Origin of the sequence: Arthrobacter sp. WCS2018Hpa-7, from assembly GCF_031843805.1 — a bacterium.
Taxonomy (GTDB): domain Bacteria; phylum Actinomycetota; class Actinomycetes; order Actinomycetales; family Micrococcaceae; genus Arthrobacter.
On the sequence record NZ_JAVTJB010000005.1, the window covers coordinates 1 to 18,644 of the forward strand.

Genomic DNA, 18,644 nt, shown 5'->3' on the forward strand with positions numbered 1-18,644 from the left:
CGCGCGATCACTGGGAAGCAAGCCCCTCCCATACACACGTTTTGTCCTATAACCCTGAAGAAAGTCGAACTGGTCCTGGTGAATGGGGGTTGACTATTCAAGCAACGAGGGTCCGGAGAAGCCGCGCCGAATGCCGTACCGACAATCCGGGGAGATAGGCGCGGCTTAGTGCCCGCCCCATTGCCGGAAGGTGCAACGGGTCTTGGTAATACAGGTACAACGTTCGGTACTCGGGCTGGAATCTCGACTTAAAAGAAGCCAGTGACCTGAATCCATAAACGGGTTCCAGTGCCTGCCCCACAGCATCCAGAATTCCCGCCAGGCCCTCAGCCTGCTGTTCGATCTCGCCCTTCTCCCTGGCCAAGGGCGAACCGGACAGTGAGATGACCTCTACGGAGCCACGCAAGTGCAGGATGGCCGAGGCAATCAGGAATTCCATGACTCCCGGGAAGGTGTCCCCACGCCGCCTCATGAAGTCCAGCGTCCAACTGACAACCTGGCCATCCTCGTAAACCGGAAGCCAACTGGTGACCCCGTACACGAAACCGGCCTCATCGACGGCAACGCAGCACAGGACGTCGTCGTCCTCCAATTCGTCCAGGCCGCCCAAGGTGAAGCCCATCTCGGGAATCTTCTTTTGGGCCGCCCACTCCTCAGACACCTCAGTGACTTGGGCGCGCACGCCATGCGAGAGTTCTGAGTAGCGGCCCCAACTGGCCCTTATCCCCAGTTTTTTGGCGCGGTTCAGTGATGTCCTGACGTTCTGCCACTCCTTGCCCCGAAATTCCAAGTCCCTGATCCGCAGGCGGGTTTCCTGGGCAACAGCCACCCTGCGGAACCCCCGCGTTTGAAGCATGGGCCACAGCTCATCCGTGCAGGAGTAGAAGCACGGTATCAACGCCTGCTGGGTGCAGTACTCGAGGAAACCCCTGGCGGTTTCCAGACGATGTCCCGACGACCCAAACGGGCCAGCCAGCGTCAAGGCCACGTGACCATGCTGTTGGTAAGCCACTCCCCCGGTGCCCTCACCGTTGAACCAATATTTGTTGGGTTCCCAGAGCGCCATCCAAGACAAGGAGTCACCCCCGGACTTGACCAGGGTGCGGGCTCTCTGGCGGGCTTGGTGGTCGAGTCCGCCGGAGTGGTGTCCACGGATGAGCAGGATCCATACGCCCACCAGCGCCACCAACCAGAACACCGTTCCGGAGTAGGAGAAAAGGAACACCTCCAGGACATCACGTTCGGCGAAGACCTTCCGGTAAACGCCCGGCAGTGGAACGGGGAGGTACTGCCTGGCCAATTCTGCAGCCAATCCCAGCAAGCCGCCGTCACGGTCCATGCCGCCGGACGCCAACCACACCGCGGTGTAGGCGATGCCAAGCCCTGCCCCGGTCAGGCCCACCAACCAGAAAATCCTGCGCCGGAGTCGATCCGAGGACACCACCCGGAAGTGGCCTCGGTAGACAAAAAGCAGCACAGCCAGCCCCAGCGGCACCAGGACGAGCGGGATCAGGTGCACCACGGCCGAGTTCAGCATCGGCACGTGGGGACGTCCCTGCAGCCTGGGCATCCCGGCAAAGAGGCCGAGGTAGATCGCTGACAACACCACCACTACCAGCTGGACCGCAATCGCGATCCCCAAGGCCAACCTGCGTCCACGCCTCATGCCGTCGGCACAAATGAGCAGCAAGACTACGGGCACCACTGCCAGCGCCAAACCCCACGGGCCGGTATAGCCTTGGCGGCCCACCTCCAAACAGGCAACATCAATGGTTCCGCCGCAACTGCTTTCCAACTGGCTGAGCGTGGGCAAAGGATTCAGGATGACGTCCCGCAGCAATGCGAGGGGACCGGACGGACTCTTCGCCGCAGCGGTAACGATGGGCCCCACAGCGAAGATTGCCATGGTCAACGACAGAAGGTTCCGCACTTCCCTGCCCGTAGAGCGATGCAGATGGAGATGCCCCTGGCTGCTTTGCATCCACCACCCGGCGGCCAAGCCGATCAGGGCCCCCAGGAAACCCACCACAGTCTCGGCGTGCCCCACGTAGAGCACCAAGAGCAAGGAGACCGAAAGGGCCACCGTGCGCAGGCGCCGTTGCCACAGCGAAGGGAGCAGGGCGCTGGCCGCCAAAGCAGTCGCCAGAGCTGCGCCATAGGGACCGATCAGCCGGGTGTCTGCCATCCGTGACAGCCAGCCGTCATCTGAGTGCTGCGCCACCTGGGTGACCAAGAGGAAAGCCGAAACGCAGGCGAACTGAGCGCCCAGGAACACACCCGCCGTTTTGAGTGATCCAAGGTGCCGCTCGGCAAGCCCCAGAAGAAACACGATCATGAGGACCGCTGTGGCATAGGCCAACGGATTGGTGGTGAAGAACAGCGATGTCCAGATGGACCACCATTCTCCCGACCGCAGACCGTCAAGTGATACGCCTGCGAAAGCAAGCCACGGTTCCGGCGGACCGGACAGGAAACTGCCCGAAACCAGGGATAACGCCACAAACAAGCTCAGCACCAGCAGGGTGAACGGTGTGGCACGCATGTGCTTGCCCGCCTGCAGCATTGCCGGCTTGATCACACCCTTGAGGGCACGGCTCATGGGGACAGCCTCCAGCGGTCGGCAAGGAAACCCAAGGCACCAGGCATTCCCCGGACAACCGCGTCCCAGGAATGTCCTGCATGCTGAACGGAATGTTCTTCTGTTGCGAAGCCCGCGCTCCGGGCCGCCTCAGCGAGCTCATGCATGTAGTCGGTGAACTCGTGGTCCGTTTCGCCGGCCGTGAGGTAGGCACCGCTTCCGGCATAAGTGCGTTGCTGCATCAAGGCCAAAGGCGTCCTCGACTCGAAAGCCGCTGCATCGCCGTCGAACGAGTCCTGAATGGTCTTGTTTCGATCCTTGGCCAACGCAGGTTCCCGTTCCGCCGAGAACGCGAGCACTGTGGGGAAGAGCTCCGGGTGGGCTGTACCCATCTGCATGGCACATGTTCCCCCAAACGAGAAACCGCCCACGGCCCACAGCTGAGGGTCATTGGAAACATCCAGCGTGGAGGTGATCCAGGCCGGAACATCCTTGGAGAGGTATGTGTCCGCAGGGGCAATCAGGCTATCCATGCACATGGTGTTGGCGCCGTTTGACCCGTTCGGATCCACCACCACCGTCACCGGAGCTACTCCGTGGTGGGCTTCAGCGAAGCGGTCAAGTTGGGAACGGAGTTGGCCGCCCGTCAACCAGTCGGCCGGGCCACCGGGCTGCCCTGAGAAAAGCACCAGCACGGGCAGCTTGGGGCGGGGTTCAGCCTGATACGCGGGGGGAAGGTAGATGTACGCTTCCCGTGCAGTGAAACCGGAAGTGGTCCCGGGGATGTCGGCCTTGCGCAAAATACCGTTGGCCGGCATGGACTCCGGCGCTTTCCACCCCTTAAGGGCGGGGCCGGGCTTACTGTCCGGACTCCGTTGAAGGCCGGCCTCCAGCGGCTGAATGCGGGCCACTGCAGTACCCAGCAAATCTCCTACCGAGTTGTTCAGCCCGAAGTAGAGATTCACTTGGACCGCACTCAAGAGGACGACCCCCAGCATCGCCAGGACGCTGAGGGAGCGGCCTTTACCGGAGTTACGTGGAAAGCGGGCTGCGCAAAGAAGGACAGCCGCGACAGCCGGCACAGACCAAGCGAGAGTCTCAAAGGGCAGGTTCTCTGAAAAAGTGGCCATGAGGTCCACCAGGATCCAGTGGACCAACGCCACGATGCCTGCAGAAACAGCGAGAGAGCCCACGACAACCAGGGGCCAGGATCGTCGTCGTCGCCATAGCAGGTACATTCCACCGGCAGCACCGCAAGCAATGCTGAACCAGAGGAACGGACCACCAACCAGGCTGACGTCGGAAAGAAAATCCATAACGCCTAGCGCCAGGTACCGACGCCGATGACCGGACCGGCCTCCAGCCAGGAGGACAACCCTGCATAGGCGTCGAAGTTCATGGCGAGCATGAACTTCTTGCCCTCGTACTGCAATTCAACAACCACAACGCCGGGCTGCACCCTGACGAGTTCATCTTCCGTGGGTTGGCGGCGGCCCAACAGTTCCAGCGAACTGCGCGTAAATCTGTGCTTGGGGATCACGCTCAAGGACATCAAGCGGAACCACTCCAGCTCATTGTCCTGATAACGACAAACCCCCATCTGCCAGCTGTTTCCAGCCGTGCAAATGGAGGCGTCTACCGTGCCCAGGGCACGCCGCAGGTTGAAGCGGCGCACCCCGAACAGGCACAGTGAAATGATCAGCAACGTAAACGCTGTTGCCAGGGCGATGAACGGAATAAGGGAATCGTCCATCAAGGTCGTGCTATCGGATCCCCGCTGTAGCCGCTTCGCCCAATTTGGCGTTGTCAGCAACAATGACCACGCGATCGTTGTCAACGGAGAAGAACCCGCCGTCGACAACTACCGCAATACGGTCACCGGAAACCGGCTGGATTGCCAGCTCGCCCTCGGCCAGGATGGCCAGAAGGGGCGAGTGGCCCGGCAGGATTCCGATTTCACCATCGCTGGTGCGGGCCTTCACCATCTTGGCCGCGCCGGACCACACGAAGTGGTCCGCTGCGACAATCTCAACCTCGAGCTCAGCCATACTACTTGGTCTGTTCCTGGATCTTGGCCCACTGGCGCTCGACGTCATCCAGGCCGCCGACGTTGAAGAACGCCTGCTCTGCAATGTGGTCCAGCTCGCCGTCGCAGATGGCCGTGAAGCCTTCCACGGTGTCCTTGATGGACACGGTGGAACCCTCGACGCCGGTGAACTGCTTGGCGGTGTAGGTGTTCTGGGAGAGGAACTGCTGGATACGACGTGCACGCGACACGACGATCTTGTCCTCTTCAGACAGTTCGTCAACACCGAGGATGGCGATGATGTCCTGGAGTTCCTTGTTCTTCTGCAGGATCTGCTTAACACGGACAGCCGTGTTGTAGTGATCCTTGCCGATGTACTGGGGATCCAGGATGCGGGAAGTCGACGTCAGCGGGTCAACGGCCGGGTACAGACCACGGGATGCGATTTCACGGGAAAGTTCCGTGGTCGCGTCGAGGTGTGCGAAGGTCGTGGCCGGGGCCGGGTCGGTGTAGTCATCAGCCGGCACGTAGATGGCCTGCATCGACGTGATGGAGTGACCCTTGGTGGACGTGATGCGCTCCTGGAGGAGACCCATCTCATCGGCAAGGTTGGGCTGGTAGCCCACAGCGGACGGCATACGGCCGAGCAGCGTGGAAACTTCCGAGCCTGCCTGGGTGAAGCGGAAGATGTTGTCAATGAAGAGCAACACGTCCTGGTTCTGGACATCGCGGAAGTACTCCGCCATGGTCAGGGCCGACAGGGCTACGCGCAGACGCGTTCCCGGCGGCTCATCCATCTGACCGAATACAAGGGCGGTGTCCTTGAGGACGCCTGCCTCTTCCATTTCAACCCAGAGGTCGTTACCTTCACGGGTACGCTCGCCGACACCGGCGAATACGGAAGTACCACCGAAGTTGCGGGCAACACGGGTGATCATTTCCTGGATCAGAACGGTCTTGCCAACGCCGGCGCCGCCGAACAGGCCGATCTTTCCACCCTTGATGTACGGGGTGAGAAGGTCGATGACCTTGATACCGGTCTCGAGCATCTCCGTGGAGCCCTCGAGGGACGCGAAGGCCGGAGCCTTGCGGTGGATCGGCCAGTAGGCGTCAGCCTTGATCTCGGACTCTTCGACGTCCAGCGGCTTGCCGAGAACGTTGAAGATGTGGCCCTTAACGCCGTCGCCGACGGGCACGGAGATCGGAGCGCCGGAGTCCTGGACAGTGGTACCGCGGACGAGTCCGTCGGTTGCCTGCAGGGAGATGGCGCGGACGAGGTTGTCACCCAGGTGCTGGGAGGTCTCGAACGTGATGGTCTTCGTCTGGCCGTTGAGAGTGATCTCAGTGGTCAGAGCGTTGTAAATCGAGGGGATTGCGTCAGCCGGGAATTCGACGTCGACAACCGGACCAATAACACGGGCAATGCGGCCGGTGGCACCGGCCGTTGCTACGTGTTCGGTAGCAGTGGCAGTCATCTCTCTCACTTCACTCAGTAGATGGCGTGGGGTTAAGTTTATCTGTTTGTTGCAGGTGCGGCTTCGAACCGAATCCGGTGCAGGCTAGGACGCGAGGGCGTCGGCGCCGGCAACGATTTCGGAAAGCTCCTGCGTAATCTCGGCCTGGCGGGCCGTGTTGCGAAGGCGCGTGTACTTCTTGATCAAATCGGTAGCGTTGTCACCGGCCGACTTCATGGCACGCTGGCGGGCTGCGAGCTCGGAAGCAGCGGCCTGCAGCATGGCTGCGAAGATGCGGGACTCGATGTAACGCGGAAGCAGTGCGTCAAGCACCTGCTCTGTTTCCGGTTCAAACTCGTACAACGGCAACAGCTCGGATTCCGAGGCTGCTTCCTCTTCGACGACCTCCAACGGGAGCAAACGGATAACCGTGGGCTCCTGCGTCACCATCGACTTGAAGCGGGTGTAGACGACGTGGATCTCATCCACGCCACCCTCTTCGAAGTCAGTGGAGAAGTCTTCGAGAAGTGCAGCTCCGACTTCCTGTGCGGTTTCGAATTCCGGTGCGTCCGTGCCACCGGTCCATACGCGGGTATATGACCGGTTGCGGAAATCGAAGTACGCCTGCGCCTTGCGGCCAACCAGGTACGCCTTGACTTCCTTGCCTTCTGCGTGAAGAAGCTCGGTGAGACCTTCAGCCTGCTTGAGCACGCTCGCGGAGTACGATCCTGCAAGGCCACGGTCCGATGTAATGATCAGGACTGCGGCGCGGCGGATCTGCTCCGGCTCGGTGGTCAGCGGGTGGTCGATTTCGCTCTGAGTTGCGACAGCAGAAACGGCGCGGGTAATCGCGTTCGCGTAGGGCAGTGAAGCTGCTACGCGGGCGCGGGCCTTACCGATGCGCGAGGTAGCGATCAGTTCCATCGCCTTGAAGATCTTGCGCATCGACGTCGTCGAGCTGATCTTCTGACGGTAGACCCGAATCTGGGCTCCCATACTTATCCTTTCCTAAGTTCCCGATGTGCTGCCCTGCCGGGGCCCTTGCGGACCCCGGCAGGGCAGGTGATCGGAACTAGCGCTTCTGCTTGACGATCTTTTCCTGGTCGACGTCGCCGCCGGAGATCGCTGCGTGCTCTTCGTGGCCGGCGCCAACCAGGTGGTTGTCGCCTTCTCCGAAGAAGCCCTTCTTGAAGGAAATGATGGCTTCCTTCAAGGCTGCAGCGGTGTCGTCATCCAGGACGTTGGTCTGAGCCAGCGTGGTCAGGATGGAGGACTTGTGCGCGAGGTGCTCCAGGAACTCGGACTCGAAGCGGCTGATGTCCTCAACCGGAACGTCGTCCAGGTAACCCTTGGTACCGGCCCAGATGGATACAACCTGGTTCTCAACCGGGAACGGTGAGTACTGGCCCTGCTTCAGCAGTTCCATCAGGCGTGCACCACGGGTCAGCTGCTGACGGGAAGCAGCATCCAGGTCCGAGGCGAACATGGCGAATGCCTGCATGTCGCGGTACTGGGCCAGGTCCAGCTTCAAGGTACCGGAGACCTTCTTCATGGACTTGACCTGTGCAGCGCCACCAACGCGGGAGACGGACACACCGACGTCAACAGCAGGACGCTGGTTGGCGTTGAAGAGGTCCGACTGGAGGAAGATCTGGCCATCGGTGATGGAGATCACGTTGGTCGGGATGTATGCGGAGACGTCGTTAGCCTTGGTTTCGACGATCGGAAGACCGGTCATCGAACCTGCACCGAGCTCGTCGGAGAGCTTGGCACAACGCTCCAGCAGACGGGAGTGCAAGTAGAAAACGTCACCCGGGTAAGCTTCGCGTCCCGGCGGACGGCGAAGCAGCAGGGAAACTGCACGGTAGGCTTCGGCCTGCTTGGACAGGTCATCGAAGATCACCAGTACGTGCTTGCCGCCGTACATCCAGTGCTGGCCGATGGCCGAGCCTGCGTACGGTGCAAGGTACTTGAAGCCAGCGGGGTCCGATGCCGGGGACGCCACGATGGTGGTGTACTCCAGCGCGCCGTGATCCTCGAGGGTCTGGCGGACGGCTGCGATGGTGGAAGCCTTCTGGCCGACACCAACGTATACGCAGCGAACCTGCTTGGTGACATCTCCGGAAGCCCAGTTGGCCTTCTGGTTGATGATGGTGTCCACGGCGATGGCGGTCTTGCCGGTCTGGCGGTCACCAATGATCAGCTGACGCTGGCCGCGGCCGATCGGGATCATGGCGTCGATAGCCTTGAGGCCGGTCTGCATCGGTTCGTGAACCGACTTGCGTTCGGTAACGCCCGGAGCCTGGAGTTCCAGTGCACGGGTGCCCTCGGCCTTGATCTCGCCGAGGTCGTCGATCGGCTGGCCCAGCGGGTCGACAACGCGGCCCAGGAAGGCATCGCCAACCGGAACGGACAGGATCTCACCGGTACGGTGAACTTCCTGGCCTTCTTCAATACCGGTGAAGTCACCGAGGATAATGACACCGATCTCGCGGACGTCAAGGTTCTGGGCCAGGCCCAGCGTGCCATCTTCGAAGCGAAGCAGCTCGTTCGCCATGACCGAGGGAAGACCCTCAACACGGGCGATGCCGTCACTTGCGGTGGTCACACGACCAACCTCTACGCGCTCTGCGTTACCGGGTTCGTAGGACGCCGCGAACTCGTTCAACGCATTACGGACGTCGTCGGCGTTGATGGTCAATTCGGCCATCTGCAGTCCCTGCTCTCCTGTTTTCGTGATCATCGTTGCTCACGATGACCGGGTTTTATATCAGTTAAGTTGTGCTTAGTCTGGCTAGCCAGCGAGCTGACGGCGGAGTTCGGACAGGCGGGCGATAACCGAAGCATCGAGCACTTCGTCACCAACCTGGACACGGATTCCACCAATCAGGGCGGGGTCAACGTTGAGGTTGACCTTCAGTTCGCGGCCGTACAGGGCGTCAAGCCCGGCCTGCAGACGGCTGGCCTGCGTTTCCGTCAACGGACGGGTAACGCTGACAGTTGCAATCCAGCGCTGCTGACGCTTGGCTGCAAGCTTGGCGAAAGAATCGACGAGCTTGCTCGGCTTGACACCGCGCGGCTGCGTAACTGCCTGGCTGATGAGAACCTTTGCTTCCTCGCTGCTGCCAGGAACAAGCTTCTCGGCCAGTGCAATCTTCGCCGCAGGGGATCCCTGCGGCTCAGACAGAGCACGTTGTACTTCGTGGCTGGAGGCGACGATCTGGTTGAAGGCAAACAGATCGTTTTCCAGCTCTTCCAGCCCCGTGATACCGGAGGCAGAAACGGCCGACTTGTTTTCAGCTACGGCAATAACAACCGTGGCGGCAAGCGTCTCGAGTGCATCGCCGATATCACGTGCCGATGCCCAGCGTGAGCTGGCCAGTCCGCCCGCAATTTCAGCAGCATCAGCGGAGACTTTCCCGCCAACCAGCTGCTTGACCAGCGCCGACTTTTCGTCTCCACTGCGGGACGGGTCAGTCAGGGCGCGGCGCAAGCCAGCCGAGCTGTCCACCGTTCCCAGGATTCCGAAGAGGTCCTTAGCCAACTGCAGCGAGGCGAAGGGAAGCTTGGCTTCCAACTGCGCCAGTGCTGTGGTCAGCGATTCGCTCGATATACCTGCCATTACTTAGCTGCACCTGCGCTCTGGGTCTCCAGATCTGCAAGGAAGCGGTCCACAACGCGTGCGGCACGCTGGTCGTCGGTGAGTGCTTCACCAACGATGCGGCCGGCCAGCGTGGTGGCCAGGGTGCCTACCTCGGAACGAAGCGAGACAACAGCTGCCTGGCGCTCCGATTCGATGGCAGCGTGTGCCTGCTCGGTGATGCGTGCAGACTCCGCTGCAGCCTTGGCCTTCAGGTCCGCAAGGATCTGGGCGCCTTCGGCGCGTGCTTCTTCGCGGATGCGGTTGGCTTCGGCGCGGGCATCGGTGAGCTGCTGCTTGTACTCTTCAAGAGCTGCAGAAGCTTCCGCCTGGGCCGCTTCGGCCTTTGCAATGCCACCTTCAATTGCTTCGGCGCGCTCTGCGAAGGTCTTCTCGAACATCGGGACAATGAACTTGACCACGATGTACAGGAGGACCGCAAAGCCGACGAGGACGACGCCCATTTCCCAGACATTGGGAACGAGAGGGTTGGCGGCCTCTTCGCCTTCAGTGGCGGCTGAGATGATCAGCTGATTCATATTTCACCCGTCCTATCTACTCGGTTGCGGAATTCGCTTCGTTCTAAATCCGAAGACTAGAGAACGAACGCGAAGACGAGTCCGAGGATGGCGAGAGCTTCGGTCAGTGCCAGACCAAGGAACGCGATCGGCTGCAGCACGCGCTGAGCTTCCGGCTGACGAGCAACACCGTTGATGTAAGCCGCGAATACGAGACCCACACCGATACCACCGCCGATTGCGGACAGACCGTAACCTACGAGGTTGAGATTGCCTTCCATTTTTTTCCTTTCAAGATGCCACCCATGTGGCAGGTTGTTTGGTTTACTTCAATCCCCATCAGGGGAAGATTTTGTGCCTAGTGGCTGTCGGCGTGCAGGGCGCCTTCAATGTAGATCGCGGTCAGCAGGGTGAACACGTAAGCCTGCAGGGCCATAATCAGTGCCTCGAGCATGTACATGGCGACAGCGCCGACGAGGACCAGAACCGAGGTGCCCTTCAAGAGGACGTTTTCCTGCATGACCAAGTACTCGATGCCGGAACCGGCGAGCATGACGATCAAGTGGCCTGCCAACATGGTCGCGAACAGACGGAGGCTGTGAGTGACGGGGCGGACCAGGAAGTTGGAGATGATTTCGATCGGTACCACGATCGGGAGGATGTACCACGGAACACCCGAAGGAACGGTGGCGAGCTTGAAGTACTTCAGTCCGTTCTTCTTGATGCCGATGATAATCCAGGTGAAGTACACGATGCCGGCCAGCACATAAGCTCCACCGACGTGGGAGAAGCTCGGGAGCTGAATGACGGGAATCGCGCCATAGATGTTGTTCACCAGAATGAAGAAGAACAAGCTGAACAGCAGCGGGACGTACTTGATGAAGTCCTTGCCGCCGATGATGTCCTTGGCGATGCTGTTGCGGACGAAGCCATAGGCCATCTCGCCTGCGAACTGCAGCTTGCCGGGAACCAGCTGCTGCTTTCGTGCAGCGAGGATGAAGAATGTAGCGATAATGACGACCGAAAGGATTACCAGCAGCATCTGCTTGGAGAATCCGTCGTGCGCACCCCAAGGCAGGATTGCCGGCAGGTGCATTTCGTCGATTCCGGGTGGGGTGAATGACCCCGAATCCTGGGCGGGGAGCGCAAGCGCGATCAACGCGTTTCCTCTCTGCTGTGTCCATCATTGGGCATTGGTTGGAATCCGGGCGCGTTGGACGCATCCGTATTCCATGTGAAATTATTTGGCATTACTGTCCCCGTCCGTGGACGGACCGCTGTCTGCGTTGCTCTCGCCAGAAGAAGAGCTTTGCCTGGTGAGGCCGTGCATATGGGAAAGATAGAACCCTCCTGCGGCTCCCAGCAGAGCGCCAAGGAGCACAATCCAGCGGGTCCCCCACAGATTATCCAGACCCCAGCCTATCAAACTCCAGACAATGATCCCGCCAACGATGTAGCTGAAGACGGCGATGCCGGCGTTGTATCCGCCGTCGTTTCCGGCTTCCGCGGTTTCATTGGCTTTTCCAGGTTGCTGGGCTTGTGCGGCCGGGCGTGAATATCGCTTACGCGGAGACATCCGGGCCACCCTTCTTTTCTTCAGGATCGTTGTAGATCTGAAGGCGGGCCTTGCTGAAACCATAGATTTCTGCCGCCTGCCAGAAGACAACGGTGACCACGGCGCCAATCAGGAACCAGCGTTGGTGGAGCCAATCCGGCGCACCGAGCACAAACAGTACTACGGCAAAGCCGACCACTTTGATGAAATACGTAGCAACAAAGAGGCCAACAGCACCTGAAGGGTTGTTGCGGCCTACATAGTGGCCGATCAAAAGGCTGATGCCAAAGAAGAGCATGACCAGTGCGGCGCCGAACGCCACTGAAAGGGCGCCCTGACCGCCGTTCATCACGGCCGCGATCACGCAGGTGACTGCAGTGGCCGCGACTGCGGCCGAGGCACTCAGAAGAAGCAACCGCAGCCAGAGGTTCGACGTCTCACCGGAGACTCCAACACCACGTTTACCGGACGGGCGTCCGGTTTCGGCGTTGGATGTCATGGGGATACCAATCCTCGTGGCACAGGTGCCATATTCTCAAAGTGGGGTTACGGGCGAGTGACTGTCCGCAGAAAGAATTCTACATGAGATAGAACTGTGACGATAACCAGCCGTCACAACTACTCCCCCGGACGCGCCGAGTTACGTGTGAAGTAGGGCCACGCAGTCACAGCGGCCATGATCAGCGCCGCCGCGATGACCACAATGAGCACAATCTGCCACGGGAAGACGGCGAATGCGACGCCACCGAAAGCCAGGATGCACGTCCAGACATACAGCATGACAACGGCGGCGCGGTGCGAGTATCCGAGGTCCACCAGTTTGTGGTGGAGGTGCCCACGGTCTGCCGACCACGGCGACTGACCCCTCGCAGTCCTGCGGACCACCGCCATCCCGAGATCCAGGAGGGGCAGGGACAGAACCGCGAAAGGCAGCAAGATCGGAACAATCGTAGGGATGCCGTTGGCACGGTCATACAGTCCCGAGCCGATCTGCCCCGTCGCTACGACGCCGGCTGACGCCATGAGCAGCCCGATGAGCATGGCCCCCGAGTCACCCATGAAGATTTTTGCCGGGAACCAGTTGTGTGGCAGGAACCCGATGCAACTTCCCACCAGGATGGCCATCAAGAGGGTCGCAAGGTCTGAGTTGTCGGTGGATGGATTGTTCCTGTGGACCCAATAGGCCGTGAGGAAGAAGGCGCCGCCACCAATGATGGCCACTCCCGCTGCCAAACCGTCCAGCCCGTCAATGAAGTTGACGGCGTTCATGGTGGTGACAATGAGTCCCGCAGTGAGCACAATCTGAAGGATCTCAGACTCAAGGAAAATCGGTTCCGGGATGAATGGCACCACCGACATCCGGACGCCCCACAGTGCCACGATTAAGGCGGCAGCGCCCTGGCCCAGCAGCTTGATCCACCACCGGATGTCCAGGATGTCATCTGCCACCCCTACGGCTACGATCACCACAGCACCGGCCAGGATCCCCCAGGGCGCATCGTTGTGCCTGAAAATGTCCTTCACGAAGAAAGAGTTGCCGGCAACTACCAAGGCGACGAAGAAGCCCGCAAAGATGCCCAATCCCCCGAGCTTGGAAATCAGGGCGGAGTGCATGTCGCGGCTGCGGATGGGACGGTACAAGCGCAGTTTGTTTCCGGCCACGCGGGCACCCCACGTTCCCGCGTAGGACACCACGGCAGCCGTGAGTGCCATCAGCAGATACATGATCATGATGCGGCTCCCGGGAGCAGCCCGCCCACTGTTCCGGAAATGGCAATGTACTGACGCTGCCGACGCGTCGCCTGAAAGCCGGTGGTTTCCGGGCACCTTGAGGTGTGGAATTCTGTGTGTGGATAAATGGAACTACTCCGTCGCCATGCCTGCACCGGCTGTGCCGAATGTTGCGGGATTTCTGTGGACTCTAGTCACGATACTAATGCCAACGGCCGTGACCACCCTGTGACGCAGCCGCAAGACCCCCGCCTGTTTGACTGGGTTGTAGCTGCGTATCTGTCAGCTGGCTGGCCCTTGGACGTTCCGCAACGCGTAGATTCCCTCAAGCACCTGCGCATTGGAACGCGGTGCTTTGAAGCTGTGGCGCAGGCCCTTGAGAAGCCCGCCCAGCAGCACTTTGCGGTTGGGCGAGGCCGCGATGGTGCGGGTCCAGTTACGCAACGACGCGCCCGTGAAAAGAACCTTTTCCCACGGCGCCAAGGCACTGGAACGGGTGTAAACCCACAGCTTGTTCCGAACCTCGTAGTAGAAGCGCGGTCCAGGGTCAGCACCGGCGTCGCCGAAGACCTTGGTGTGGTGATTGGCCACCGAAGCTTCCGTGGTCAGTGCTGTTCCCCTGCGCGAGACCCTGGCAGTGTATTCAAGGTCGTCGTTCCAGATGAAGTAGTCCGCGATGGGCAGGCCGTATTTCCTGATCTCTTCGGCACGGATCAGCACGGAGACGAAGGAAGCACTGCGAATCTGCGTGGCACCGACGCGTGCAGCAGCGGTACGTGCTTCTTCGCTGGCACCCATCCGGGGACGCATACGGTTCATGGGGTGGTCCCGGCCGTCGGTCCAGACCACGCGGCTGGCAACGAAGGCCGGCGTATCTCCTGTTTCCTGCTGATAAGCAGTGGAAACATCCAGCGCTTCGGAAAGGGCGGCTGGTTGGGGTTCTGTGTCATCGTCCATGATCCAGACGTGATCCGCGCCGTGATCCAGCAGGGCGCGTTCCATTCCGACCACAAATCCACCAGCACCGCCCACATTGGCGGTGAGCGTGACTACGTCCGTAGCCAACGGCCCCTGATAGTCCCGCAGGTACTCTGCGGTTCCGTCAGTGGAGGCGTTGTCCACCACGACGACGGCGTCCGGAACCCGGGTGCCGGCCGCGATGCCCGCCAGAGTGGTCTGGAGGAGTTCACGCCGGTTATAAGTCACCACGACGGCGACCACAACAGCTTGGGACGTCATTTACTTGCCTTTGGTCTTGGGTGATTGAAAACGGCGCCGAACCAACAGGCCGGCAAGCTTCCACGGCTCAAGGAAAACTCTGTAGGCAACCCGGCCCGGGTGGAGGACCAGCCGCCAGGCCCATTCGAGCCCCAGCCTCCCCAGCCAGCGCGGCGCCAGTTTCTGGATGCCGGCAACTTGCTCGATAGCGCCTCCAACGGCGCAATACGTAGCCGGCGGCAATTCCCCCAGCCGGCGATGCAGGACATGTTCCTGGAGCGGCATCCCCAGACCCAACAGCACCAGCTGCGGCCGGAAGGTGCCCAGCCAGCCCACTACGGCGTCTTCGAGCGCGTCATCCCAGCCCTCGCCGGGCATACCGTCCACCGTGGCGCCGGGAATGATGGAACGCAGGCGGGCCACCGCTTCGGTATTGGCCTCCCGGCCGGCGCCGATCACAGCAACCCGCTGCAATCCGGGAACCTTGCCGAGTTCAGGGATCCAGTCCATGGAGCCCAGGCGGTACGCCATGGCCCCTTCGCTCAAGGGCAAACCCTGCCGCTTCCGGGAAACCCCCCACAGCAACGTGGCGGGGGCCCCATCCAGGAGGATTATCGAGCTCTTCTCATACAGGGCGCGGACATCCGGACAGGAATGGAACAGCGTGATGCTGTGCAGGTTGTGGCCGAGTACTGTGCTTGTGGTCCCCGCAGCAATGAGCCCGCCAATGGCCTCAATGAGTTCATTGACGCGCAACGGAGTAGCGTCGACGTCGAGGACGGGGACGCGCTGGCGGTCCGGAATCATTCGGACTTGGCTTCTCGTGAGGCCGGCGGCTCCACATCGCTGCCAGCAGTCAAGTCGTCGTCAGGCGTCGGTTCGACGACGGCGGTTTCCGTCACTTCAAACGGGGCGTCGCCCACGGTGGCTGTCTCCGCGACAGGCTCAGCCCCCGGAACTGCCTCATCCGCGACGGCTGTTTCTTCAGCCCCTTCTTCGGCAACCGCTTCTTCAGATGCTGTCGCTTCAGCAGGTTGCTGAACGTCTGCGGATACAGACTCTCCAAAGCCGAGGAGGGTCGGAACGATCGCACGGAGGCTTTCCAAGGAGATGGCTCCTTGGCGAACTACTCGGAACGGGGTGGCAGTTGCGTCCACAATCGTGGACGGCAGCGCCGCCGTACCTTCCACGGGCCGGAATCCGCCCTCAAGGTACACGTCTACGGATTCGGCCAGTTGCATGCGCGCTTCCGAAGCGGTCTGGGCTGCTTCCTGGCCTGTGCGGTTGGCCGATGATACGGCCAGAGGGCCCGTGAGCCCGAGGAGTTCCAAGGCAATCTGGTCGTCGGGCATACGCAGGGCAACGGTGCCCTTGGTATCGCCCAGATCCCAATCCAAAGAGGGTTGTGCGTGCAGGATCAACGTCAGCCCACCTGGCCAAAAAGCCTGTGCCAGCGCGCGGGCGTCGGCCGGTACGTCCGTGGCGAGGCCATCCAAGGCGTTGATCCTGGGGATCAGCACGGGAGGAGGCATCTGCCGGCTGCGTCCCTTGGAGGCCAGCAACATCGTCACAGCCAGGGGCGAAAAGGCATCCGCGGCGATGCCGTACACAGTGTCCGTCGGCAGCACGATGCACTTCTTCTCGCTGATGGCACGCTGGGCGTGCTGAAGTCCCTCGGCACGCTGGTCATCGGAAGTGCAGTTGTAGGTTGTGGTCACAGCGCTATTCTTTCACTCATCAGGTGCGGTGCTTGCCAGCACCGCACTGGTGGCACGTTCCTTGCCGTTCAGGTCGAAATGCGTGGTGACGTTGTTCCAACGTCCCGTGCGGCGCAACATCCCGGCGATCCAGCCGGCTTGGACTTCTGCGTGTTCCATCACGAAGTAGCCGCCGGGCTTCAGGAGCCGGGCCGCGGAGGCCGCTGCCGCCGTCGGGAGTTCCATGCCGTCCGCTCCCCCACCGTACAGTGCCTCGGGAGGATCGTGGAGCGCGACTTCAGGTTCTGTGGGTATCGCCTCTGCCGGAATATACGGCGGGTTGGAGACGACGACGTCGAAAGTTCCGTTATGTTCGGGCAGCGCGTCCCGGAGATCGCCCTGCACGAGGGTGACGCCCAGCGGCTCCAGGTTCTTCGAAGCCCAAGCGTGCGCGAAAATACTGTATTCCACGGCGTGGACGTCAGCGCCCGGCACCTCGTGGGCAATCGAGCCGGCGATCGCACCGGATCCGGTGCCGAGGTCCACCACTTTGGGGTTCGGCATTCCTGCCACGTGGTCAATGACCAGCTGGACCACCGACTCCGTTTCGGGCCGGGGAATGAAAACGCCCGGACCCACGCGCAACTCAAGGTACCGGAAATAGGCGACGCCGGTGATGTGCTGCAGGGGAACACGTCCCGCCCGCTCCTGCACCAGTTCTCCATAGCCATCCGGCGCGGGAGCATCGCCCAGCAGCATGGCCCGCAGGCGTCCCAGCCCCACACCCAGCAGGTGTTCGGCAAGCAACTCCGCGTCCACGCGTGGCGTGGGGACACCGGCCTCGGTGAGAACGGCAGTGGCCTCGCGAACTGCGTCCGCGAGGCTCTGGCCTTGGTAAAACGTCATGGATCTACTCTGCTGTTGATGTGCGGCAGGGTGCTATTCGCCGATGGCGTCCAGTCGTGCTTGCTCGTCCGCCTCAATGGCCGACTGGATCACAGGCTCCAGGTCACCGTTCATGACGGCATCGAGGTTGTACGCCTTGTACCCGGTGCGGTGGTCCGCAATGCGGTTTTCCGGGAAGTTGTACGTGCGGATGCGCTCCGAACGGTCCATGGTGCGGATCTGCGACTTGCGCTGCTCCGAGTTGGCGGCGTCGATCTGTTCCTGCTGGTGGGCCAGAAGGCGGGCGCGGAGAACGCGCATGCCGGCTTCGCGGTTCTGCAGCTGGGACTTCTCGTTCTGCATGGCCACCACGATGCCCGTAGGCAAGTGGGTGATGCGGACAGCGGAGTCGGTGGTGTTCACGGACTGGCCGCCCGGACCCGAGGAACGGTAGACATCGATCTTGAGATCGTTCTGGTTGATCTCAAGCTCTTCAGGCTCGTCCACCTCGGGAAGCACCAGCACGCCGGCAGCCGAGGTGTGGATGCGGCCCTGGGATTCGGTAACGGGCACGCGCTGCACACGATGCACGCCACCTTCGAACTTCAAACGCGCGAAGACGCCCTGCGCGGGATCGTTGGAGTTGCCCTTGATGGCCACGGCAACATCCTTGTAGCCACCAAGATCGGATTCGGTGGCCGAAATCATTTCGGTCTTCCAGCCCCGCGATTCGGCGTAGCGCATGTACATGCGCAGAAGGTCGCCGGCGAACAAAGCAGCTTCGTCGCCACCTTCGCCGCCCTTGACTTCAAGGATGACGTTGCGGGCGTCGTCGGGATCACGAGGAATCAGCAGACGGCGCAGACGCTCCTGCGCAGCGGGAACCTGCTCCTCCAACTGCACAACTTCTGCGGCGAATTCGGGATCCTCATCAGCCATCTCTTTGGCTGCTTCCAGATCATCATTGAGCCCGCGCCACTTGTTGTACGCCTCCACAATGCCCTGAAGCTGAGCGGACCGCCGCCCCAACTTCCGGGCCGCAGACTGATCGGCATAAACAGCAGGATCACTCAGCTGCGCCTGAATAGCAGCATGCTCATCAAGCAATCCCTGTACGGACTCAAACATTTTCAAACCTCTTTCGACTTCTACAAGTCTAATAACTGCATCGTGGGGTCACGCACAGCCCATCTGGGGCCCACTGGGCCGTTTCTGACCTCACGTGGTGTCGGGCCAAGGATTCCTTAAACAAAGACCGCTCAAAATATGCCGGCCAGGGAGTGGCTTCGGGCCTGCCGGAGCCGGGTAGTTTCCGATCGTAGATCGGAAGCTACCCGGCGTA

The 18,644-nt window shown here is 61.1% G+C and carries 19 protein-coding genes; all 19 read right to left on the reverse strand.

The window, feature by feature from the left end; translation table 11 throughout:
- Positions 1–97: 97 nt before the first annotated feature.
- Positions 98–2,599 carry a DUF2156 domain-containing protein gene (locus RQH14_RS07285; protein ID WP_311212656.1) on the reverse strand — a complete coding sequence of 834 codons (2,502 nt, stop codon included), beginning with the start codon at positions 2,597–2,599 and terminating at the stop codon, positions 98–100.
- Positions 2,596–3,894: an alpha/beta hydrolase-fold protein gene (locus RQH14_RS07290; protein ID WP_311212657.1), complete on the reverse strand. Its 1,299-nt coding sequence runs from the start codon at positions 3,892–3,894 to the stop codon at positions 2,596–2,598. Before RQH14_RS07290 ends, RQH14_RS07285 begins: the two co-directional genes overlap by 4 nt.
- A 5-nt stretch (positions 3,895–3,899) precedes the next feature.
- Entirely contained in the window at positions 3,900–4,331 is a 432-nt protein-coding gene (locus RQH14_RS07295; RefSeq protein ID WP_089595530.1) for a DUF2550 domain-containing protein, read from the reverse strand.
- A 10-nt stretch (positions 4,332–4,341) separates the two neighbouring features.
- Positions 4,342–4,626: a F0F1 ATP synthase subunit epsilon gene (locus RQH14_RS07300; RefSeq protein ID WP_026540143.1), complete on the reverse strand. Its 285-nt coding sequence runs from the start codon at positions 4,624–4,626 to the stop codon at positions 4,342–4,344.
- Position 4,627: 1 nt separating this feature from the next.
- Positions 4,628–6,079, reverse strand: coding sequence for a F0F1 ATP synthase subunit beta (gene atpD / locus RQH14_RS07305; protein ID WP_089595532.1), 1,452 nt, complete (start codon positions 6,077–6,079; stop codon positions 4,628–4,630).
- A gap of 84 nt (positions 6,080–6,163) precedes the next feature.
- Positions 6,164–7,054: a F0F1 ATP synthase subunit gamma gene (locus RQH14_RS07310; RefSeq protein WP_089595533.1), complete on the reverse strand. Its 891-nt coding sequence runs from the start codon at positions 7,052–7,054 to the stop codon at positions 6,164–6,166.
- Between the two features lie 76 nt (positions 7,055–7,130).
- Positions 7,131–8,768: a F0F1 ATP synthase subunit alpha gene (gene atpA, locus RQH14_RS07315; RefSeq protein WP_089597491.1), complete on the reverse strand. Its 1,638-nt coding sequence runs from the start codon at positions 8,766–8,768 to the stop codon at positions 7,131–7,133.
- An 84-nt stretch (positions 8,769–8,852) separates the two neighbouring features.
- Positions 8,853–9,680: a F0F1 ATP synthase subunit delta gene (locus RQH14_RS07320; RefSeq protein ID WP_311212658.1), complete on the reverse strand. Its 828-nt coding sequence runs from the start codon at positions 9,678–9,680 to the stop codon at positions 8,853–8,855.
- Positions 9,680–10,237 (reverse strand): F0F1 ATP synthase subunit B, encoded by a 558-nt coding sequence (locus tag RQH14_RS07325; RefSeq protein ID WP_026540138.1) that lies wholly within the window; start codon positions 10,235–10,237, stop codon positions 9,680–9,682. Before RQH14_RS07325 ends, RQH14_RS07320 begins: the two co-directional genes overlap by 1 nt.
- Positions 10,238–10,293: 56 nt before the next feature.
- Positions 10,294–10,497, reverse strand: a complete 204-nt coding sequence (gene atpE / locus RQH14_RS07330; RefSeq protein ID WP_009356484.1) for an ATP synthase F0 subunit C — start codon at positions 10,495–10,497, stop codon at positions 10,294–10,296.
- Between the two features lie 77 nt (positions 10,498–10,574).
- Positions 10,575–11,375 (reverse strand): F0F1 ATP synthase subunit A, encoded by an 801-nt coding sequence (atpB, locus tag RQH14_RS07335; RefSeq protein ID WP_026540137.1) that lies wholly within the window; start codon positions 11,373–11,375, stop codon positions 10,575–10,577.
- An 81-nt stretch (positions 11,376–11,456) separates the two neighbouring features.
- On the reverse strand, positions 11,457–11,792 hold the full coding sequence (locus tag RQH14_RS07340; protein WP_311212659.1) for a hypothetical protein: 336 nt from the start codon (positions 11,790–11,792) through the stop codon (positions 11,457–11,459).
- Complete coding sequence (locus RQH14_RS07345; RefSeq protein ID WP_311212660.1) at positions 11,779–12,270, reverse strand: hypothetical protein; 492 nt, start codon at positions 12,268–12,270, stop codon at positions 11,779–11,781. Before RQH14_RS07345 ends, RQH14_RS07340 begins: the two co-directional genes overlap by 14 nt.
- Before the next feature lie 119 nt (positions 12,271–12,389).
- A complete protein-coding gene (locus tag RQH14_RS07350) occupies positions 12,390–13,502 on the reverse strand; it encodes an MraY family glycosyltransferase (protein ID WP_311212661.1) in 1,113 nt (370 codons plus the stop codon).
- A 282-nt stretch (positions 13,503–13,784) separates the two neighbouring features.
- On the reverse strand, positions 13,785–14,741 hold the full coding sequence (locus RQH14_RS07355; protein WP_311212662.1) for a glycosyltransferase: 957 nt from the start codon (positions 14,739–14,741) through the stop codon (positions 13,785–13,787).
- Positions 14,742–15,527, reverse strand: coding sequence for a WecB/TagA/CpsF family glycosyltransferase (locus RQH14_RS07360; protein ID WP_311212663.1), 786 nt, complete (start codon positions 15,525–15,527; stop codon positions 14,742–14,744).
- Positions 15,524–16,438: an L-threonylcarbamoyladenylate synthase gene (locus RQH14_RS07365; RefSeq protein WP_311212664.1), complete on the reverse strand. Its 915-nt coding sequence runs from the start codon at positions 16,436–16,438 to the stop codon at positions 15,524–15,526. Before RQH14_RS07365 ends, RQH14_RS07360 begins: the two co-directional genes overlap by 4 nt.
- 12 nt (positions 16,439–16,450) lie before the next feature.
- Positions 16,451–17,323: a peptide chain release factor N(5)-glutamine methyltransferase gene (gene prmC, locus RQH14_RS07370; protein ID WP_311212665.1), complete on the reverse strand. Its 873-nt coding sequence runs from the start codon at positions 17,321–17,323 to the stop codon at positions 16,451–16,453.
- 33 nt (positions 17,324–17,356) lie between these two features.
- The gene (gene prfA, locus RQH14_RS07375; RefSeq protein WP_311212666.1) at positions 17,357–18,430 is read right to left on the reverse strand and encodes a peptide chain release factor 1; all 1,074 of its coding nucleotides are present in this window, start codon (positions 18,428–18,430) and stop codon (positions 17,357–17,359) included.
- Positions 18,431–18,644 lie beyond the last annotated feature (214 nt).

Coding starts and splice junctions, on each gene's coding strand:
- RQH14_RS07300 (WP_026540143.1), bottom strand. CDS start 4,626: ATGGCTGAGCTCGAGGTTGAGATTGTCGCAGCGGACCACTTCGTGTGG.
- RQH14_RS07285 (WP_311212656.1), bottom strand. CDS start 2,599: ATGAGCCGTGCCCTCAAGGGTGTGATCAAGCCGGCAATGCTGCAGGCG.
- RQH14_RS07295 (WP_089595530.1), bottom strand. CDS start 4,331: ATGGACGATTCCCTTATTCCGTTCATCGCCCTGGCAACAGCGTTTACG.
- RQH14_RS07310 (WP_089595533.1), bottom strand. CDS start 7,054: ATGGGAGCCCAGATTCGGGTCTACCGTCAGAAGATCAGCTCGACGACG.
- RQH14_RS07320 (WP_311212658.1), bottom strand. CDS start 9,680: ATGGCAGGTATATCGAGCGAATCGCTGACCACAGCACTGGCGCAGTTG.
- RQH14_RS07355 (WP_311212662.1), bottom strand. CDS start 14,741: ATGACGTCCCAAGCTGTTGTGGTCGCCGTCGTGGTGACTTATAACCGG.
- atpE (WP_009356484.1), bottom strand. CDS start 10,497: ATGGAAGGCAATCTCAACCTCGTAGGTTACGGTCTGTCCGCAATCGGC.
- RQH14_RS07360 (WP_311212663.1), bottom strand. CDS start 15,527: ATGATTCCGGACCGCCAGCGCGTCCCCGTCCTCGACGTCGACGCTACT.
- RQH14_RS07340 (WP_311212659.1), bottom strand. CDS start 11,792: ATGTCTCCGCGTAAGCGATATTCACGCCCGGCCGCACAAGCCCAGCAA.
- atpD (WP_089595532.1), bottom strand. CDS start 6,079: ATGACTGCCACTGCTACCGAACACGTAGCAACGGCCGGTGCCACCGGC.
- RQH14_RS07345 (WP_311212660.1), bottom strand. CDS start 12,270: ATGACATCCAACGCCGAAACCGGACGCCCGTCCGGTAAACGTGGTGTT.
- prfA (WP_311212666.1), bottom strand. CDS start 18,430: ATGTTTGAGTCCGTACAGGGATTGCTTGATGAGCATGCTGCTATTCAG.
- RQH14_RS07350 (WP_311212661.1), bottom strand. CDS start 13,502: ATGATCATGTATCTGCTGATGGCACTCACGGCTGCCGTGGTGTCCTAC.
- RQH14_RS07325 (WP_026540138.1), bottom strand. CDS start 10,237: ATGAATCAGCTGATCATCTCAGCCGCCACTGAAGGCGAAGAGGCCGCC.
- prmC (WP_311212665.1), bottom strand. CDS start 17,323: ATGACGTTTTACCAAGGCCAGAGCCTCGCGGACGCAGTTCGCGAGGCC.
- RQH14_RS07290 (WP_311212657.1), bottom strand. CDS start 3,894: ATGGATTTTCTTTCCGACGTCAGCCTGGTTGGTGGTCCGTTCCTCTGG.
- atpA (WP_089597491.1), bottom strand. CDS start 8,768: ATGGCCGAATTGACCATCAACGCCGACGACGTCCGTAATGCGTTGAAC.